This is a genomic window from Sphingobium cloacae, from assembly GCF_002355855.1.
GTDB lineage: Bacteria > Pseudomonadota > Alphaproteobacteria > Sphingomonadales > Sphingomonadaceae > Sphingobium > Sphingobium cloacae.
This window is the reverse complement of sequence record NZ_AP017655.1, coordinates 2449071-2466257: the sequence shown is the minus strand read 5'-3', so window position 1 is coordinate 2466257 and position 17187 is coordinate 2449071. Positions and strand designations below refer to the sequence as shown.

At 62.3% G+C, this 17187-nt stretch carries 17 protein-coding genes, 1 tRNA gene and 3 pseudogenes; 14 read left to right on the top strand and 7 right to left on the bottom strand.

The genetic code is table 11. From position 1 onward, the window contains the following. The first annotated feature begins 146 nt into the window (after window positions 1-146). Together SCLO_RS12350 and SCLO_RS12345 are read left to right on the top strand one after the other, a co-directional pair. A complete protein-coding gene (locus SCLO_RS12350) occupies window positions 147-845 on the top strand; it encodes a dienelactone hydrolase family protein (RefSeq protein ID WP_066517181.1) in 699 nt (232 codons plus the stop codon). After that, complete coding sequence (locus tag SCLO_RS12345) at window positions 845-1816, top strand: quinone oxidoreductase family protein (RefSeq protein ID WP_231923226.1); 972 nt, start codon at window positions 845-847, stop codon at window positions 1814-1816. Before SCLO_RS12350 ends, SCLO_RS12345 begins: the two co-directional genes overlap by 1 nt. A gap of 69 nt (window positions 1817-1885) precedes the next feature. Here SCLO_RS12345 and SCLO_RS12340 read toward each other — a convergent pair whose 3' ends face one another. Together SCLO_RS12340 and rho are read right to left on the bottom strand one after the other, a co-directional pair. Beyond that, the gene (locus SCLO_RS12340) at window positions 1886-2605 is read right to left on the bottom strand and encodes a YjbE family putative metal transport protein (RefSeq protein ID WP_066517186.1); all 720 of its coding nucleotides are present in this window, start codon (window positions 2603-2605) and stop codon (window positions 1886-1888) included. A gap of 116 nt (window positions 2606-2721) precedes the next feature. Then, the gene (rho, locus tag SCLO_RS12335; protein ID WP_066517188.1) at window positions 2722-3978 is read right to left on the bottom strand and encodes a transcription termination factor Rho; all 1257 of its coding nucleotides are present in this window, start codon (window positions 3976-3978) and stop codon (window positions 2722-2724) included. A gap of 276 nt (window positions 3979-4254) precedes the next feature. Between rho and SCLO_RS12330 the strand changes: the two genes are divergently transcribed. Further along, window positions 4255-5211 carry a retroviral-like aspartic protease family protein gene (locus SCLO_RS12330; protein WP_407695333.1) on the top strand — a complete coding sequence of 319 codons (957 nt, stop codon included), beginning with the start codon at window positions 4255-4257 and terminating at the stop codon, window positions 5209-5211. Between the two features lie 6 nt (window positions 5212-5217). On the opposite strand, the gene SCLO_RS12325 is transcribed toward SCLO_RS12330, so the two are convergent. After that, window positions 5218-7299: a transglycosylase domain-containing protein gene (locus SCLO_RS12325; protein ID WP_066517192.1), complete on the bottom strand. Its 2082-nt coding sequence runs from the start codon at window positions 7297-7299 to the stop codon at window positions 5218-5220. A 120-nt stretch (window positions 7300-7419) separates the two neighbouring features. Further along, complete coding sequence (msrB, locus tag SCLO_RS12320) at window positions 7420-7824, bottom strand: peptide-methionine (R)-S-oxide reductase MsrB (RefSeq protein WP_066517194.1); 405 nt, start codon at window positions 7822-7824, stop codon at window positions 7420-7422. Window positions 7825-7926: 102 nt separating this feature from the next. On the opposite strand from msrB, the gene dinB reads away from it, so the two are divergent. After that, window positions 7927-9009: a DNA polymerase IV gene (gene dinB / locus SCLO_RS12315; RefSeq protein ID WP_066517198.1), complete on the top strand. Its 1083-nt coding sequence runs from the start codon at window positions 7927-7929 to the stop codon at window positions 9007-9009. Window positions 9010-9012: 3 nt separating this feature from the next. On the opposite strand, the gene SCLO_RS12310 is transcribed toward dinB, so the two are convergent. Next, on the bottom strand, window positions 9013-9813 hold the full coding sequence (locus tag SCLO_RS12310; RefSeq protein WP_066517199.1) for a DUF1134 domain-containing protein: 801 nt from the start codon (window positions 9811-9813) through the stop codon (window positions 9013-9015). A 228-nt stretch (window positions 9814-10041) separates the two neighbouring features. Here SCLO_RS12310 and SCLO_RS12305 point away from each other — a divergent pair. Both SCLO_RS12305 and SCLO_RS12300 read left to right on the top strand, forming a co-directional pair. Then, window positions 10042-10133, top strand: a tRNA-Ser gene (locus SCLO_RS12305). Window positions 10134-10246: 113 nt separating this feature from the next. Continuing rightward, a complete protein-coding gene (locus tag SCLO_RS12300; protein ID WP_123905495.1) occupies window positions 10247-10585 on the top strand; it encodes a nucleotidyltransferase domain-containing protein in 339 nt (112 codons plus the stop codon). Between the two features lies 1 nt (window position 10586). On the opposite strand, the gene SCLO_RS12295 is transcribed toward SCLO_RS12300, so the two are convergent. Next, window positions 10587-11081, bottom strand: coding sequence for a pepsin/retropepsin-like aspartic protease family protein (locus SCLO_RS12295; RefSeq protein ID WP_123905494.1), 495 nt, complete (start codon window positions 11079-11081; stop codon window positions 10587-10589). Continuing rightward, complete coding sequence (locus tag SCLO_RS23915) at window positions 11026-11286, bottom strand: hypothetical protein (protein WP_066517206.1); 261 nt, start codon at window positions 11284-11286, stop codon at window positions 11026-11028. The genes SCLO_RS12295 and SCLO_RS23915 overlap by 56 nt, the downstream gene beginning before the upstream one ends. 121 nt (window positions 11287-11407) lie before the next feature. Here SCLO_RS23915 and SCLO_RS22945 point away from each other — a divergent pair, with 121 nt between their 5' ends. From SCLO_RS22945 to istB, 8 genes and pseudogenes are all read left to right on the top strand, one after another. Next, window positions 11408-12040, top strand: coding sequence for a hypothetical protein (locus SCLO_RS22945; RefSeq protein WP_231923225.1), 633 nt, complete (start codon window positions 11408-11410; stop codon window positions 12038-12040). 68 nt (window positions 12041-12108) lie between these two features. Continuing rightward, a pseudogene (locus SCLO_RS12285) lies at window positions 12109-12868 on the top strand (IS5 family transposase). 170 nt (window positions 12869-13038) lie between these two features. After that, complete coding sequence (locus SCLO_RS12280) at window positions 13039-13548, top strand: DUF2280 domain-containing protein (RefSeq protein WP_066522495.1); 510 nt, start codon at window positions 13039-13041, stop codon at window positions 13546-13548. Between the two features lie 69 nt (window positions 13549-13617). Beyond that, on the top strand, window positions 13618-13797 hold the full coding sequence (locus SCLO_RS12275) for a hypothetical protein (RefSeq protein ID WP_066522493.1): 180 nt from the start codon (window positions 13618-13620) through the stop codon (window positions 13795-13797). 229 nt (window positions 13798-14026) lie between these two features. Beyond that, window positions 14027-14134: pseudogene (locus tag SCLO_RS12270) on the top strand (ATP-binding protein); the annotation flags it as partial. A 116-nt stretch (window positions 14135-14250) separates the two neighbouring features. After that, window positions 14251-14889, top strand: a pseudogene (istA, locus tag SCLO_RS12265) (IS21 family transposase); the annotation flags it as partial. 150 nt (window positions 14890-15039) lie between these two features. Further along, the gene (gene istA / locus SCLO_RS12260; RefSeq protein ID WP_096362064.1) at window positions 15040-16302 is read left to right on the top strand and encodes an IS21 family transposase; all 1263 of its coding nucleotides are present in this window, start codon (window positions 15040-15042) and stop codon (window positions 16300-16302) included. Further along, the gene (gene istB, locus SCLO_RS12255) at window positions 16299-17159 is read left to right on the top strand and encodes an IS21-like element helper ATPase IstB (protein WP_066522470.1); all 861 of its coding nucleotides are present in this window, start codon (window positions 16299-16301) and stop codon (window positions 17157-17159) included. The genes istA (SCLO_RS12260) and istB overlap by 4 nt, the downstream gene beginning before the upstream one ends. Window positions 17160-17187 lie beyond the last annotated feature (28 nt).

Here is a 17187-nt window from a genome sequence, read left to right as displayed (position 1 = left end):
CCTCGCATCCCTTATCCTGTCGCGCCACGGCCCTTCATGCCGCAGAAGCGGGCGGCAGTGCAAATATTTTGGCGGGCGGCACGGGTTGCGCAACGCGCCGGAAAGGCCATTATGGCCGCTGACCAGACCAGCCGAAAGGATCATCCATGGCCGATTTTTCCACGATTTCCACGCTGGAGGGCGACGCGCAGTTCGACATCTATGTGGCCCGTCCGGCAGGGACGCCCAAGGCCGCCATCGTCGTCATCCAGGAGGTGTTCGGCGTGAACGAGGGCATTCGCCGCAAATGCGACAATTGGGCCAGCGCGGGCTATCTCGCCGTCGCGCCCGACCTGTTCTGGCGGCTGCAACCCCATGTCGAACTGGACCCGGACGTGCCCGCCGAAATGGAGCAGGCGCTGGGCCTGTTCGGCCGGTTCGATCAGCAAAAGGGCATCCGCGACATCGAGTCCGCCATCAAGTTCGCGCGCCGGGAAATCGACGGCGGCAAGGTCGGGCTGGTCGGCTATTGCCTTGGCGGTCGTCTGGCCTTCATGGCCGCCTGCCGTACCGATGGCGATGCCTTTGTCGGCTATTATGGCGTCGGCATCGACAATCTGCTGGGTGAAAGCCATGCCATCGGCAAGCCGGTGATGCTCCATATCCCGACCGCCGACGGTTTCGTGCCCGCCGAAGTCCAGCAGAAGATGCATGAAGGGCTGAAGGATAATCGCCATGTCACCCTGCATGACTATGAAGGGCTGGACCATGGCTTCGCTGCCGAAATGGGCAATCGCCGGGTCGAGGACGCGGCGCGACTGGCGGACAAGCGCACGGCCGACTTCTTCGCCGCGAATCTCGCCTGATGGGCGGAAAGGCCTGGCGCATGGTGGCCCGTCGGCATGGCGGGCCGGAGGTGCTGGAGCGCGAGGATTTCGATCCGGGCTCTCCGGCTGAAGGCGAAATGCTGATCGCGCAGGAAGCGGTCGGCCTCAATTTCATCGACACCTATTACCGCACAGGCCTCTACCCTTCCCCCCTCCCCGTCCCGCTCGGCATGGAGGGGGCGGGCCGCGTTGTCGCCCTGGGCGCGGGCGTTACCAATATGGCGATAGGAGACCGGGTCGCCTGCGCCCAAGGCCTCGGCGCCTACGCCACCCATCGCATCGTCTCCGCCAGCCAGGTGGTCAAACTGCCGGATGCGATCTCTTTCGAGGAAGCCGCGGCGATGATGCTCAAGGGCATGACCGCCTGTTTCCTGGCGGAGGATTGCGCGCCCTTGCAGGCCGGGCAGGTCGCGCTGGTCCACGCGGCGGCGGGCGGCGTGGGATCGGTACTGGTCCCATGGCTGCGCGACAAGGGCGTCATCGTCATCGCCCATTGCGGCTCGCCCGAAAAAGCCGCCACCGTGAAAGCGGACCACAGCCTCCACGGTCCCTTCGAGACATTATCCGCGACAGTTCGCCATCTCACTCATGGGAAAGGCGTCGATGTCGTTTATGACGGCGTGGGCAGGGACAGTTGGGAAGCCTCCCTCGCCTGCGTTCGGCGGCGCGGATTGATGGTCAGCTACGGCAATGCCTCCGGCGCGGTGCCGCCGGTAAGCCTGCTCGATCTCAGCAAGGGGGGATCGCTCTATGTGACGCGTCCCACGCTGTTCGACTATATCGCGACGGCGGACGAACTGGCTGCCGCCGCCGCGCGCCTTTTCGACCGGATGGAGCGCGGCGTGGTGCGGGCGTCCATCGGCCAGCGTTTCGCCCTCGCCGATGCGGCGGAGGCGCATCGCGCGCTGGAAGGGCGCAGGACGACGGGAGCCACAGTCCTCATCCCCTGACATGCGGCCACGAAAAAGGGGACGGAGCCGCCGCGGTTCCGTCCCCTTTTTCGTGCCGTTTCCGGCCGATCAGAACAGCGTCAATATGCCGACATGCTGATCGACGACGCCGTCATAGATCATCTTGACCGCGACATAGAGGATGACGGCCAGGCCGACATAGGCGATCCAGCGGAACCGCTCGATATATTTGGCGATGATGTTCGCCGCCACGCCCATCAGCGCGACCGACAGGATCAGGCCGATGATGAGGATGCCGGGATGATCCCGCGCCGCGCCCGCCACCGCCAGCACATTGTCGAGGCTCATCGACACGTCCGCCACGGCGACGGCCCATGCCGCGGCCGCAAAGCTCTTGGCAGGCCGCAGACCGGAAATATCGTCATCGCTGGGATCGTCGGGCGTTTCCGCGCCGCGCTTGGGATGCAGTTCGCGCCACATCTTCCAGCTCACCCACAGCAGCAGCAGCCCGCCCGCCAGGATCAGGCCGACGATCTGCATGAGTTGCGTCACCACCAGCGCAAAGCCGATGCGCAGCACCAGCGCGGCGATGATGCCGATCATGATGACCTTCTGCCGCTGGGCGACGGGCAGTCCCGCGGCCAGGGCGCCGACGACGATCGCATTGTCGCCTGCCAGCAGGATGTCGATCATCAACACCTGCCCGAAGGCGGCCAGCGCGGCCGGGGACGTTATATTGCTGAAGTCATTGACGATATGGCCCCAGATATCGGCCGGCGAACCGAAACCCTGGGCAGCGGAGGCAGCGGTAACGAAAAGATCGAGCATGATTGCCTAAATCCCCTGTGACGCTTTCCGGCCGATAGCCCCCATGGACCGGAAATCGTGGCAATTGGAATGAAGCGGGCCGCGCGCTGTCGCCAACGCACAAACCGCCCCGCGCCTTATTGGTTCATCGAATCGAAGAAATCTTCATTGGTCTTGGAGTCCTTCATCTTGTCCAGCAGGAATTCCATGGCGTCGACCGTGCCCATCTGCATCAGGATGCGGCGCAGCACCCACATCTTGCTGAGCTTGCCCTTGTCGACCAGCAATTCCTCCTTGCGGGTGCCGGACTTGCCGACATCCAGCGCCGGGAAGATGCGCTTGTCCGCCACCTTGCGGTCCAGCACGATCTCGGAATTGCCGGTGCCCTTGAACTCTTCGAAGATGACTTCGTCCATGCGGCTGCCGGTGTCGATCAGCGCGGTGGCGATGATGGACAGCGAACCGCCCTCCTCGATATTGCGCGCCGCGCCGAAGAAGCGCTTGGGACGCTGGAGCGCGTTCGCGTCGACGCCGCCGGTCAGCACCTTGCCCGACGAAGGCACCACGGTGTTGTAGGCGCGGCCCAGGCGCGTGATGGAATCGAGCAGGATGACGACATCCTTCTTGTGCTCGACCAGGCGCTTGGCCTTTTCGATCACCATTTCGGCGACCTGGACGTGGCGCTGCGCGGGTTCGTCGAAGGTGGACGACACCACCTCTCCCTTCACGCTGCGCTGCATGTCGGTGACTTCTTCCGGGCGTTCGTCGATCAGCAGGACGATCAGGAAGACTTCGGGATGGTTGTCGGTGATCGCCTTGGCGATGTTCTGGAGCATCACCGTCTTGCCGACGCGCGGCGGCGCGACGATCAGGGTGCGCTGTCCCTTGCCCTGCGGCGACACGATGTCGATGACGCGGGCCGACTTGTCCTTGACGGTGGGGTCCAGCGTGTCGAGCGACAGCTTCTGCTCGGGATAGAGCGGCGTCAGGTTATCGAAATTGACGCGGTGGCGGACGACATCGGGATCGTCGAAATTGACCGAGAGGAGCTTGGTCAAGGCGAAATAGCGCTCGCCGTCCTTGGGTGCGCGGATTTCGCCTTCCACCGTGTCGCCGGTGCGCAGGCCGAATTTGCGGACCTGGTTGGGCGAGACATAGATGTCGTCGGGACCGGCGAGGAAATTCGCTTCGGGTGAGCGCAGGAAGCCGAAGCCGTCGGACAGCACCTCGATCGTGCCTTCGCCCATGATCTGCTCGCCATTTTCCGCTTCGGCCTTCAGGATCGCGAACATCAGATCCTGCTTGCGCAGGGTCGACGCGCCCTCGACGCCCAGTTCCTCCGCCATGGTGACGAGGTCGGCGGGTGGCTGTTTCTTGAGGTCCTTGAGGTGCATGCGAGTCGGTCCGATGGATAGAGTGTCGTTATGACGGAAAAATAAGGGGAAAGCCCGGCAGGATAGACGGGTGAAGCCCGCGCCGGACGGGCGGGTGGAATTAAGCCGCGTTTAGCGGGCGCGCCCGGTTCTCGTCAAGGCGGCATAGGGCCTTTCGCCCAGGAAAATTCGCGGCTCCGGGCGGAACCGAGCCAGCGGCGATCGGCCATTCGCGACGATGGACCGTCCGGCCCCGGTCATGATATAAGATGGCAAAAGCGGAAAAGGATGAGGATGATGCGCCGCCTGCTCTTCATGGTGGCAATGCTGGGGACGCCCTGCCCGCCCCTCGCCGCGCAGCAGGCGCCTTCGCTCGACCCCACTAGCCCACCGGCCGTGGTGCGCACCGGGCCGCCGGCGGAGGATCGTGTCACCATCCCGATCCACATCGGCGGGGCGGGACCGTGGAACTTCATCATCGATACCGGATCGCAGCGCACGGTGATCTCCCGCGAACTGGCCAACCGGCTGGCGCTGCCTTTGCGTCATCCCGTCACCGTGCTCAGCATGACGGACCGGCTGGTGACCGGCACGGTCGCCCTGCCGGCCTTGGGTTTCGGTGATTCGCAGGTCAGGGACATCGAAGCGCCTGTGCTCGACGGCGGGCATCTGGGCGCGCCGGGACTGCTCGGCCTCGACAGCCTGCAAGCCAAGCGGGTGATCCTCGATTTCCGGGCGGGCCGGATGGAGATCAGCGAAAGCCGAAGCCGCTATTCCCGCGATCCCGATACGATCATCGTCGAAGCGCGGCGCAGGAATGGGCAGCTCATCCTCCTCGATTCCGACGTGAACGGCATGAAGGTGAACATCGTTCTGGATACCGGCACCAATTTCAGCGTCGCCAACATGGCGCTGATGGACAAGTTGATCCGCAAGAAACGCGCGCCCCTGCTGGAGGAAGCGACCCTCACCAGCGTCACCGGCGGCACGCTGGTCGGGCGGGTGGGCAAGATCCGCGAGGTGCATCTGGGCCGGATCACCCTGCGTGACCTGCCCGTGCTGTTCGCCGACGCCAGCCCGTTTGCGGAACTGGGGCTGGCCGACAAGCCCGCGCTGCTGCTGGGCATCAACGCCCTCAAGGGTTTCGACCGGGTTGCGATCGATTTCGGACGGGGGAAGGTGGACTTCCTGCTGCCCGACATGGGTTTCCTGGAAAGGGCGCGCTTCGCCGCGGCGGACATGCCCGCCGGCTGACGCGCGCTAGGGATTGGGCCGCTGCTGCGCGGGCCTCTGGCGGTCGCGGCCCAGCACCTGGTCGATCCATTGCTGGTCCAGCCGCTGCGGCGCGGGACGGTCGGCCGGATCGGGCTGGGCATCGGGGTGCGGATCGCCCGACTGCGGTTCTTCGGGCCGGGCATGCTCCAGCGGCAGGCCGTTTTCATCGACCATCATGCCTCCCTCCATTCCATTGTCGGGCTGGCCATAATAGGCTTCCTCGTCAGGCTCCAACTGCCATTCGGGCAATGTCACCTGCGTGTCGAAATTCTCCACGGGCCGCTTGGCGACCGCGACCTTCATGAAGTCGGCGAAGGCGCGGGCGGGCGCCCGCCCGCCCTGCAATCCGCCCACCGCCCGCGCATCGTCGCGGCCCATCCAGACGCCCGTGGTGATCCCGCTGGAAAAGCCGAGGAACCAGCCGTCCTTGTTACTGCTGGTGGTGCCGGTCTTGCCCGCGACGGGCCGCCCGATCTGCGCAGCCTTGCCGGTGCCGGTGGAAACTGCCGTCTGCATGAGGTCGGTCATCCCCGCCGCGACCCATGGCGCGACCAGCACGCGGCTGGTGTCGTCCTGATGCTCGTAGAGGACGCGCCCGTCCGCCGTCGTCACCTTGGTGATGCCATAGGGCGCGACCGCGATCCCCTTGCGCGCGACCGAGGCGAAGGCGCGCGTCATGTCGATCAGGCGCACGTCCGACGTCCCCAGCACCATCGAGGGATGGGTGTTGATGGGCGTCGAGATGCCGAAGCGGCGCGCCATGTCGGCGATGGTGGGGAAACCGACCTCCACGCCCAGCTTGGCCGCGACGGTGTTCACCGAATAGGCGAATGCGGTGCGCACATCGATATCGCCTGAAAAGCGACCGTTGCTGTTGCGCGGGGACCAGCCGTTGATCGTCACCGGCTCGTCCGTGACGCCCGTGTCGGGCGTATAGCCCGCCTCCAGCGCCGCCATGTAGACGAAGAGCTTCCATGCCGAGCCCGGCTGGCGCGTCGCGGTGGTCGCGCGGTTATAGTTGGAGGTCACATAGTCGAGGCCGCCGACCATCGCCCGCACCGCTCCGTCGCGATCGAGCGAGACGAGCGCGCCCTGCGACCCCTTGGGGACATTGGCCATGATCGCGGCAGTCGCGGCGCGCTGCATGCCGAGGTCGATGGTGGTGTAGACCTCCAGCGGCTCATTCGGTTCGTTGATGAGCGTATCGAGCTGCGGCAACGCCCAGTCGGTGAAATAGCGCACGCTGTTCTGCGGCGGCTCCGGGGCCATCTTCACGTCCTGAAGATGGGCGTTGGCCCGCTCCGCGGCGCTGATCTTCCCATTGTCCTGCATCAGTTCCAGCACCACGCCCGCGCGGCCGATGGCGGCCTCCGCATCGGCGGTGGGGGAATAGCTGGACGGCGCTTTCACCAGACCAGCGATGATCGCGGCTTCGGGCAGGCTCAGATCATCGGCGGGATGGCCGAAGAATTTCCGGCTCGCCGCGTCGATGCCATAGGCACCCCCGCCGAAATAGACCTTGTTGAGATAGAGTTCCAATATCTGCCGCTTGGAGAATTTGCGCTCCAGCGCCAGCGCCAGCACCATTTCGCGGACCTTCCGCCCCCAGCTATAGCTGTTGTTGAGGAAGATATTGCGCGTTACCTGCTGGGTGATGGTGGAGGCGCCCTGCAAGCGGCGACCCTTGCCCCGGTTCTCCAGCGCGACCCAGGCCGCGCGGGCCATGCCGATGGGGTCGACGCCGGGATGCAGATAATAACGCCTGTCCTCGGTCGACACCATGGCATCGACCATCACCTGCGGGATCTGGTCATAGGACAACCAGCGGCCGAAACTCGGCCCCAGCGACACGATCACGCTGCCGTCCGCCGCATGGACGCGGATCATCTGGCCGTTGGGCGAGGATTTGAGGCTGCTATAATCCGGCAGCGATTGCATGGCGACAACCACCGCCACGACGATCGCGACGAGTCCCGCCACCAGCGCGATCAGGCCCGCCTTGAGGCCCCGCATCAGCCACAGCCTTGCCGTGCCCGGCGGTTCCTTGCTCTTGCCCGATCTTGCCATGATGTCCGTGCCGCCCCGGATACGCGCTTATGGAAAAAGGGACCAGCGCAAATCCGGCGTCGGCCCCCAAAAAAACCCTGCCGGTCTCAAGAGGATCGCGGCTTTACCCGCGATGAATGGTTATCGCGCCTCATCGCGCGACTTGAAGTCCAGCGACGCGCTGTTCATGCAATAGCGCAGGCCGTTCACGCCTGGTCCATCGGGAAAGACATGGCCCAGATGGCCCTCGCATTTCGCGCAGCGCACTTCGGTGCGCATCATGCCATGGCTGCTGTCGCGCAGTTCGTCGACCGCATCGATGTCCACCGGCGCGGTGAAGCTGGGCCAGCCCGATCCGCTGTCATATTTCTCGTCGGAATCGAACAGTTCCGCCCCGCAGCCCGCGCAATAATAGACGCCATCGGCCTTGTTGCTGTTATATTTGCCGGTGAAGGCCCGTTCCGTGCCGCCTTCCCGCAAGACATGATATTGTTCGGGCGAAAGACGATCGCGCCATTCGTCCTCGGTCAGGTTGAGCTTTTCCATGCCTGCAGTATGGCTTGCGGACCTCGCTGGCGCAAGCCTGCCTTCACTGTTGCGGACTGACGCCGTTTCCCTTTCGTTCCGGGCATGGCATAAGGCCGCGTCATGGAATCCCCGCCGCCCCCGCCGCGCAAGATCATCCATATCGACATGGACGCCTTTTACGCGTCGGTCGAGCAGCGCGACGATCCGGCGCTTCGGGGCAAGGCGATCGCGGTGGGCGGCGGCGGCCCGCGTGGCGTGGTGGCGACGGCCAGCTATGAAGCGCGGCCCTTCGGCGTCCGGTCGGCCATGCCCGGCGCGCGGGCGCGGCGGCTGTGCCCCGACCTCATCTTCGTGAAGCCTCGTTTCGACGCCTATCGCGCCGTTTCCGCGCAGGTGCGGGAGATATTCTCGCGCTTTACCGACATCGTCCAGCCGCTTTCGCTCGACGAAGCCTATCTGGACGTGACGGAAAACAAGGCGGACATCGCTTCGGCCACCCGCGTCGCGGAGGAAATCCGCCGCCTGATCCGCGAGGAAACCGGCCTCACCGCTTCGGCGGGCGTGTCCTACAACAAGCTGATCGCCAAGCTCGCCTCCGACCAGAACAAGCCCGATGGCCTGTGCGTCGTGCGCCCGCAGGAGGGGGAAGCTTTCATCGCCAGGATGCCCGTCCGCCGGATTCACGGCGTCGGCCCGGTCACCGCGCGGCGGATGCAGGCGCTGGGCATAGAGACGGGCGCGGACCTGCGCGCGCGCGACCTGGCCTTCCTCCAGGCGCATTTCGGCAGCGCCGCTTCATTCTATTATCGGGCCGCGCGGGGACAGGACGACCGCCCCGTCCGCGAACGGCAGGCGCGCAAGTCCGTCAGCGTCGAGGACACTTTCTTCGATGATCTGACGGCGGAGCAGCGGTTGGTCGAGGAGGTGGAAAGGATCGCGGCCAATCTCTGGACCCGGATCGAAAAGTCCGGCGGCTATGGCCGGACCGTGGTGCTCAAGGTCAAGTTTGCCGATTTCCGCATCATCACCCGGTCCCGCAGCTTCCCCGCACCCGTGCGTTCGGCGGAACTGCTGGCGGAAACCGGGCGCGCGTTGCTGCGCGCGCAACTGCCGCTCCGCATGGGCGCGCGCCTGTTGGGGTTGGGCGTGCATAATCTGGAAGGCGATGCGGAAGAGGGCGATCAACTCGCCCTCGCCCTTTGAAGCTCAGAAGGGCAGCCAGTTCCGCTTTTCCGTGAACTTCATGTAACCGGCATTGATGCCCAGCCGGTATCCCACGCCCATGCGGATCGGGATCAGCACCACGCTGCCCCAGCGCAGATAGCTGGCATTGAAGCCGCCGACCAGATAGGCGGTGCCCTCCGCCGCCGGGTAGCGGTGATAAAGATCCTGCGTGTCGTAGAGATTATAGACCAGAACGAAGGTGTTGCCCGCATTGCCGCCGACATCGAACCCGATGGACGGCCCCGTCCAATAGACTTCGCGCTTGCCCTCGATCTTGTGATTGAGCGTGCCCGATCCATAACGCAGGCCGACGACCAGCGCGCCCGACGCCTCGCGTCCGGCGATATAGGCGTTGGGGCGGCCCTGTTCCTTCAGGATTTTCTCGATGATCCCGGCGAGGCCCTCGGCGCCCTTGCCGAACACGCCTTCGGCCGCGCCGATCAGGTCGTCTTCCTGATAGGAATCGCTGGGAGACGGCGCTGCGGGCGGCGTGTCGGCCGACACGGCGGCGCCCGTCGCGGTGGAAGCCGACGCGGCATTGCCGCCCGCCTGGTCGTTGTAAACGCCCGAATCCGCCGGCACCGTGGCGTCCACACCCGGATCGGTCGGCGCATGGCTGGCCGGGGGCGGCGGGGCGAGATCGGCATCGATAGCCGTATTGGGGTCGACGGTGCGCACCTGCGCTTGCGCCGCCAGCGGCGTCAGCGCCATGCCCGCGATCGCCGCGACCAGCGTGCCGCCGCGCGCAAAGCGGGCCGCAGCCCGCGCCAAAGTCCCGATCATGCCTTGAGGCTCCCCGCATTCCCGCAATTGTCCATCCGGCAGAGTATCAGCACCCAAGCTGAAACGGCAATGAACGAACGGCCACCTGAGTCGATTCCGCGCCGGAACGAATCGCAGGCGTTCCGACGATCGTCGGTATCGCAAACATGGCCGTTGCCATGGGGCGGGACCATCGCTATAGCCCGGTCCCAGCCAAGCCACTGCCCGCTTTTGCGGTGGGCAAGATGCGGAGACGTGGGTGAGTGGCTGAAACCAGCGGTTTGCTAAACCGTCGTGCCCTGAATGGGGCACCGAGGGTTCGAATCCCTCCGTCTCCGCCATATTTTCTTGATTTAATTGAATAATTCGCCGATTAGGCGACTAGTTCCCTAAAAGGCTCCCCAATAACGCGTCGGCTAGGCGTAGATGTAGGTGGACATCGTTGGACCCGATCATGACGTTTGAGGATGCCGTTCCTGCCGCTTGGCGCTTCCGCATTCGAGAATGGGCGGCGCATCAACCTAGGGTCGCGGCGGTCTATGTATTCGGCTCGCGGGCGAAACTGAAGCATCACCCCGACAGCGACATTGATCTGGCGGTTATGATGGATGGTTCTTCTGTTGGGGAACAGGGTGCCAATTGGATGTTTCGCCACGATGATGCCCTCAGCTCCGATGAGCTTGTGCTGCCAGTTCGCGTGGACATGTGGCCTGCACTCGAAAGCGATGAGAAGGTGATGCCCGCCGTCCGAGAGCATGGCCGCCTGCTCTATGAACGTGGGGCCAGCTATTGAATTAATCGAGGCGAATTGAGAAACTGCCGTCCCGTTCGATCTGGAACCCGAAAAGGCTCAAAAAATCCATCCCGATGATGGCGTCAAAGCGATGGTTGTCCGCGATGTCGATGATCTCAGTTGGATTGGGAGTGCCATAGTAAGTTGACTGGCCCAACGTATCGTTCAACGAAACAACCCGTTCGCAGAAGAAGCCTATCTGTACCAAATACAGATAGTGGCGCTTGATCCCATGAACGTTCTGGATTGGCAGCTTTCCATGAGCCTTTAAATTTTCTTGGGCGATGACGCTTTTGGAGAGACAGGTGCGCTGAGCGCCGGTGTCAATCAGCGCCCGATACTCATGCACCGGAATCTCAAGCGTTGCCGAGGCTGGGCGCAAGTCCATGGCTTCTAGCGCGAATGGCTGGAACCCGATTCTTACAATTGCCTGACGATTTTCAATACGGCCCCGAGCCACCAACATAGGAATAGAACCCCAAATGCTCTGGCTCATCCGTCACTTCTTGGACAGAGAATGCCCCCAACCCAAACCTTTTGGCACCCGCAAGTGTAGCCTCAAGCGATCCTCGATAATATTCGACAATCTCGCACTCATGCAGAAGCGCGTACATTCCCGCGTACTTCCCGATAATCTGGGGTAGTTGAGCGAGAAACGCATCGTAATTCCGATCCGTTTCGTTCTGCTGCGCCTGTGCCATAGTAGCTCACTCCCTGCCATGGCTTGGGGGTATCATAATGCGTCGAGTCGTGTCACGCTCTATCCATTGACATTTGCGACAAAGTGAGTCCTGCGCTCGAGTCGTGGGCCGAGGTGGTGCAGTGCCCAAGTTTATGATGGACGCGGTAATGGCAGGAATCTGGGTACGAACGGATGAGGGGGAAGATGTAGCGGCATCCATCCGCCATGCTGTACGAACGCTGCAATTCGTATCGGATGATCCACATTCATGGAAATGGATCATGCTTGCCCTGCATTCCGCCCTTCAAGGCGCGTGTATATGTCACTTGGTAACTTCGGCATCACCGTTCGGCGCAGTCACAAAACGGAATGCGGGGGAATGGCTGGCCTACTTTGAGGAAAGCCGCGCTAACCCCACAATCAAGGCACCGAAAACTCAATTGATGGCATTGCCCGATCTACTCAAGGCTGTGCGGAAACCACGGTCTGCGGGCGATCATAGTGACGGCAGCGATGTCGCCATCTCCTCAAGCGACCTTGTTTGGCTGCGACGTTTCCACGATGAAATACGAAACCAATTCGTTCATTTCGAACCCAAGGGATGGGCCATCGAATTATCGGGAATGCCACAATTAGCGGCGCTCGTTGCTCGCATCATCGATCAAATAGCGGAAAAAGGTTACGCCTTCCGCCACATGGAGGCCAACAGCCTTAATGCTATGCGCGCAAATCTCTTAGCAATGGGGCAGCATATGGAAGCAGCACTACGTTGAGAACCTATACACCTGTTTGATATTATGAGATAAATATCCTGTCTCTGTGAGTTTGTGCAGGAGAGAGTATGTCACGCCATCTGTTTTGGCTGTCGGATGAGGCATGGTTAGCGATTGAGCCACATCTGCCGCATGGCAAAGCTGGCAAGCCGAGAGTTGACGATCGAACGGTGATTTCGGGCATCCTGCACGTGCTCAAGACAGGCTGCCGCTGGCGCGACGTACCCGCCGCTTATGGGCCGCCCACAACGATCTATAACCGCTACAACCGCTGGTCTCAGCGGCGCATCTGGCAGCGCCTTTTCGAGAAGGTCGCGGCATCGGGGCCTGTGCCGAAAGAACTGTCGATAGATAGCAGCCACGTCAAAGCCCACCGTTCGGCGGCAGGCTCAAAAAGGGGGAGTATGAAGAAGCGGTCGGTCGCTCACGGGGCGGCAGGACGTGCAAGATCCACTGCCTGGCCGACGATCGCGGCCGACCGGTCGCCATCACCCTGACACCCGGCAACATCGCAGACATCAGCATCGCCATTCCGCTACTCGGTACGGTCGCTCCACCAAGGCGTCTCCTCGCCGACAAAGCCTATGACGCCGACAGCTTGCGCAACTGGCTGACCGCCCGAAACGTCAAAGCCGTGATCCCTTCAACTGCTTCGCGCCGAACACCATATCCCTCGACCGGCGTATCTATCGAAGGAGAAACGTCATCGAGAGGCTCTTCGGACGCCTCAAAAACTGGCGGCGCATCGCCACCAGATATGACCGACACGCCCAAAACTATCTCGCCGCTATCGCTCTCGTCGCCGTCGTCGCAGAGTGGAGCAAATGAGTCCCCAACCTAGCCCGTGGCAGCACGACTGACGGTCGCTCAACAGCCAGGAATTGATTCGGTGGGTTTAGCCTTCATCGATGGCCCGACCGTTAAGCAAAATGAACACCATGTCCTTCGCGATAGCGAGAGAGCATGATAAGCCTCACTTGACCCCCACAGGATGACCCATGGCTGATTTACCGGAGGAAGCGAAACTCTCCATCGTACAGGCACTTGCGAGGTTTTCGTCGCCAGCGGAGGTGGTGGTGATGATCCGCGAGGATTTTGGTATTGATACGACCATCCAGCAGGTCCGCACCTACAATCCAGAGCATCCCAAATTTGAGGCAGGGGAAAAATGGCGGCCAATTTTTGAAGCCGTGAGGAAGGCCTATCTGGAAGATGTATCATCTATTCCTATTGCCTCTCAGGCTTTCCGGCTTAATGTCCTCCAGAAACATTATGACCGCGCGTTGAGGCAAGGAAACCTTGTGTTGGCGAATGCCACATTGGAGCAGGCCGCAAAAGAAGTCGGCGGCATCCTCACCAACGCGCGTAACGTGAATGTTCAGCAAGCACGCGGTTCTTTTCGCGACCTTACCAGCGAAGAGCGCCGAACGGCCGCTGCTGAGTTGATACGCGACGCTCTATCGAAGGATGAATACCAGACAGCGCCGTCGACCCAAGTCGAGCAATGAGTCATTTCGTTAGTCGAGAAAGCCAAACTGCCTCTGGTGAGGCCGTAGCCGACGAAATTGGAGAAGGATATGCCGCAGGCCCGTTCGATAAAGGAGCAGAAAGCTGAGAGGCCATCGAAAACCCATTCCCCGAATCCGAAAGTGGAAGCGTTGGTGAGGAAGGCCGCGAGCGATCCGCGCCTGACGAAAGAGCAGCGCGAGAAAGCGAAGGCCCGGCTGGCGGACATCGCGAAACTGAAAGCCGGGTAACTATCGAGCCGACAACGACCGGCAAGGGGATCGTCGTTACCGGCGAAACTCCGAAACAGGTTGATATGCTCTGCAATCCCATCCCGGTGATCGAAGGGAAGGCATTCTTTCAAAGCCTTCGCTTATGACGCAAGTCAATCACCGTTGGCGATGAACGGGTGTGCAACGATGCACCGAACGCAAATTATAAGTATTGCTCAACAATGCCCCATCAATGCGTTCGCATGCACGGCGCAATGTCGTCCTTGTCGGTGGCACAGGCACCGGCAAAACCCATCTGGCCATCGCCATCACCGCCAATGTCGTCCGCGCCGGGGCGCGAGGGCGTTACTTCAACATGAGGATCAGCGTGCAATAGGCACCCCCTTCGTGGGGTGATCGGCGTGCAAAAAGGACCCCTTCATCCCGGGGATTTAGTCGGCCGACTGGTTTTGATCAGTTGGCGAGAACGGGATGTTGATCGTGGAGACAGTGGTTCGGATTCGGCGTGAGCATGCAGGGGGGAAGGCGATCAAGGCGATCGCGCGCGACCTTCGTTTGTCGCGGAAGGTAGTCCGCAAGGCGATCCGGTCGCCGGAGGCGGCGTTCAACTATCAGCGCAAAGTCCAGCCGCTGCCGCGGATCGGTCCTTATCAGGATCGTCTCGATGCGCTGCTTGAGGAGAACGAGGGGCGCGGCCGCCGCGATCGGCTACGGATGACGCGTATCCATGACCTGCTGGTGCGCGAGGGGTTCGATGGATCCTATGATGCGGTGCGCCGCTATGCGGCGCGCTGGCGTGCTGCGCGGCGGAAGGATGCTGGCGAAGGCGCACCGGCGTTCATCCCGATGACCTTCCAGCCGGGTGAGGCCTACCAGTTCGACTGGAGCCACGAGGATGTGGAGATCGCCGGCAAGCCGATGCGGGTGAAGGTGGCGCATATGCGTCTCTGCGACTCGCGCGCACCCTATGTCCGGGCCTATCCGCGCGAGGGCCAGGAGATGCTGTTCGATGCCCATGCCCGGGCGTTCGCGTTCTTCGGCGGTGTGCCGCGACGCGGTATCTACGATAATATGAAGACGGCGGTGACGGCCGTGTTCACCGGCAAGGAGTGTCATCGGTCGTGCAATTCTCCGCAAAAGTGGGCTTTGAAAATTCCCTAGTTGGTGGCCCCTTCATCTCATTCTGCCGGGGCTAGCCCCGGCAGAATGAGATGAGCCGACATTGTCCTCATCTCCTTTGCAGACGCGGAGACGGGGCCGATGATCCGACTTGGAGAATTGATGATGATCCTCGAACTACATCGGCAGGGCGTATCGATATCCGCCATTGCCCGACGCACTGGTCGCGATCCCAAGACCATCCGAAAATATATCGAACGGGGCATCGAGGCCCCGGTTTACGGCCCTCGCATGCTGGGTCGACCGAACAAACTGGCACCCTATCTGGAATTTTTGCGTGAGCGAGTGACGGCCTTTCCCGATCTGACTGCGGCGCGCCTGACGCGGGAAATCCGTGAGCTGGGATATATGGGCGCCTATACCGCGGTAAAGCGGTTCCTGGCAGCGATCCGGCCGGAAAACGGCCCCAAGCCCTTTGAGGTTCGGTTCGAGACGCCGCCTGGCGTGCAGGCACAGGTCGACTTTGCCCGGTTCGTCGTCGAATTTACCGATGAGCCCGGCGTCAGCCGGATCGTCTGGCTGTTCAGCCTGGTGCTGGGACATTCGCGCTTCCTGTTTGCGCGCTACGTCATGCATCAGGATCTCCAAAGCCTGTTGCGCTGTCATATGCAGGCCTTTGAAGCGCTCGGCGGCGTCCCGATCGAGATCCTCTACGATCGCATGAAAACCGCTGTGACCGGGGAAGATGATCAGGGCCACATCATCTACAATCGATCATTGCTGGCTCTGGCCGGGCATTATCGCTTCGTGCCGCGCGCCTGCCGTCCCTATCGGGCCAAGACCAAGGGAAAGGTCGAGCGGCCATTCAGCTATATCCGCAAGGACTTCTTCCTGGGCCGGAGCTTCCGCAATCTGGACGATCTCAATGTCCAGCTGATCGACTGGCTCGATACCGTCGCCAACGTCCGTGTCCACGGCACGACGCAGCGGATTATTGCTGAAGCCTTCGCCGCCGAGCAGCCTGAGTTGCAGCTGCTCCCGGCGGGCCGCTTTGACGCTGTTCTGAAGCTGGAGCGCCGCGTCAGCCACGATGGGATGGTCTCGGTCGGCGGCAATTACTACAGCGTTCCCGATCGCACCCGGCGCGTCGTCGAAATCCAGCAGTTACCCGACAAGATCCGGATCGTAGACCTGGGCCAGGTCATTGCCGAGCACCCGGTTCTTGAGGGGCGTCGGCAGTACAGGATCGATCCTGCGCATCGGACAGGCAGCAGCGGCGCCAAGCGCCGTATCCATGGCAAAGAGGTAATCGCCATCGGTCGTGTAGGCGAGCATGTCGCCGTGCGCTCCCTGGCCATCTATCAGGCGATCGGCAGCCAACTGGCGCGGGGAGACCGGCCATGAACCATGGGGGTGCCGCATCCCGCGTCGATAATATCCGCCGCAGCCTCGTCCATCTCAAAATGCCACGCGCCCTGGAGATGCTCGACGCCACCCTGCGCGGCATAGAGCAGGGCAAAATCGATGGCATCGAGGCCATCGACATATTGCTGAACGAAGAACTGTCGCTCCGGGAGAACCGCAGGATCAAGGCAGCCCTGCGCATGGCAAGGCTGCCGATCATCAAGACGCTGGACGGATATGACTTCTCCTTCCAGCCATCGCTCGACAGGAACCGCATCCTGGCGCTCGCTGGCCTGGACTTCATCAACCGGGCCGAGGTGGTGCATCTGCTGGGCCCGCCCGGTACCGGGAAAAGCCATATCGCCACGGCCCTTGCCGTCGAGGCCGTGAAGGCGGGCAAGAGCGTCTACTTCATCCCGCTCGCCGATCTGATCGCTTCACTGACCAAGGCTGAACGCGAGGGCACGTTGCGCGAGAAGATCCGCTTCCTATGCCGATCCTCCCTGCTCGTCGTCGACGAGATCGGGTATCTTCCCGTCACGCCCGGCGGCGGCAATCTCTTCTTCCAGCTCGTCAACGCCCGATACGAAAAGGGTGCCATGATCCTGACATCCAACCGCGGCTTCGCCGAATGGGGTGATGTCTTTGGCGATCCGGTGGTGGCCACCGCGCTGCTCGACCGCCTTCTTCACCACGCTGTGGTCATCCAGATCGAGGGCTCCAGCTATCGCATGCGACAGCACGCCGACCTCCTGCCCGAGCATGCGCGCATGGCACCGTCCATCAACCCGCCGCCCTTGCCGAAACGGCGCGGCCGCCCGCCAGCAAAGGAAAAGCCCGATCTCCATCACGGCTGATCACCGACACAAACCCTCCCGCCAAACT

Bases quoted from the DNA above. Each gene is read 5' to 3' on its own strand.
- SCLO_RS12350 (WP_066517181.1), top strand. From the start codon at position 147: ATGGCCGATTTTTCCACGATTTCCACGCTGGAGGGCGACGCGCAGTTC.
- SCLO_RS12345 (WP_231923226.1), top strand. From the start codon at position 845: ATGGGCGGAAAGGCCTGGCGCATGGTGGCCCGTCGGCATGGCGGGCCG.
- SCLO_RS12340 (WP_066517186.1), bottom strand. From the start codon at position 2,605: ATGCTCGATCTTTTCGTTACCGCTGCCTCCGCTGCCCAGGGTTTCGGT.
- rho (WP_066517188.1), bottom strand. From the start codon at position 3,978: ATGCACCTCAAGGACCTCAAGAAACAGCCACCCGCCGACCTCGTCACC.
- SCLO_RS12330 (WP_407695333.1), top strand. From the start codon at position 4,255: ATGCGCCGCCTGCTCTTCATGGTGGCAATGCTGGGGACGCCCTGCCCG.
- SCLO_RS12325 (WP_066517192.1), bottom strand. From the start codon at position 7,299: ATGGCAAGATCGGGCAAGAGCAAGGAACCGCCGGGCACGGCAAGGCTG.
- msrB (WP_066517194.1), bottom strand. From the start codon at position 7,824: ATGGAAAAGCTCAACCTGACCGAGGACGAATGGCGCGATCGTCTTTCG.
- dinB (WP_066517198.1), top strand. From the start codon at position 7,927: ATGGAATCCCCGCCGCCCCCGCCGCGCAAGATCATCCATATCGACATG.
- SCLO_RS12310 (WP_066517199.1), bottom strand. From the start codon at position 9,813: ATGATCGGGACTTTGGCGCGGGCTGCGGCCCGCTTTGCGCGCGGCGGC.
- SCLO_RS12300 (WP_123905495.1), top strand. From the start codon at position 10,247: ATGACGTTTGAGGATGCCGTTCCTGCCGCTTGGCGCTTCCGCATTCGA.
- SCLO_RS12295 (WP_123905494.1), bottom strand. From the start codon at position 11,081: ATGAGCCAGAGCATTTGGGGTTCTATTCCTATGTTGGTGGCTCGGGGC.
- SCLO_RS23915 (WP_066517206.1), bottom strand. From the start codon at position 11,286: ATGGCACAGGCGCAGCAGAACGAAACGGATCGGAATTACGATGCGTTT.
- SCLO_RS12280 (WP_066522495.1), top strand. From the start codon at position 13,039: ATGGCTGATTTACCGGAGGAAGCGAAACTCTCCATCGTACAGGCACTT.
- SCLO_RS12275 (WP_066522493.1), top strand. From the start codon at position 13,618: ATGCCGCAGGCCCGTTCGATAAAGGAGCAGAAAGCTGAGAGGCCATCG.
- istA (WP_096362064.1), top strand. From the start codon at position 15,040: ATGATCCGACTTGGAGAATTGATGATGATCCTCGAACTACATCGGCAG.
- istB (WP_066522470.1), top strand. From the start codon at position 16,299: ATGAACCATGGGGGTGCCGCATCCCGCGTCGATAATATCCGCCGCAGC.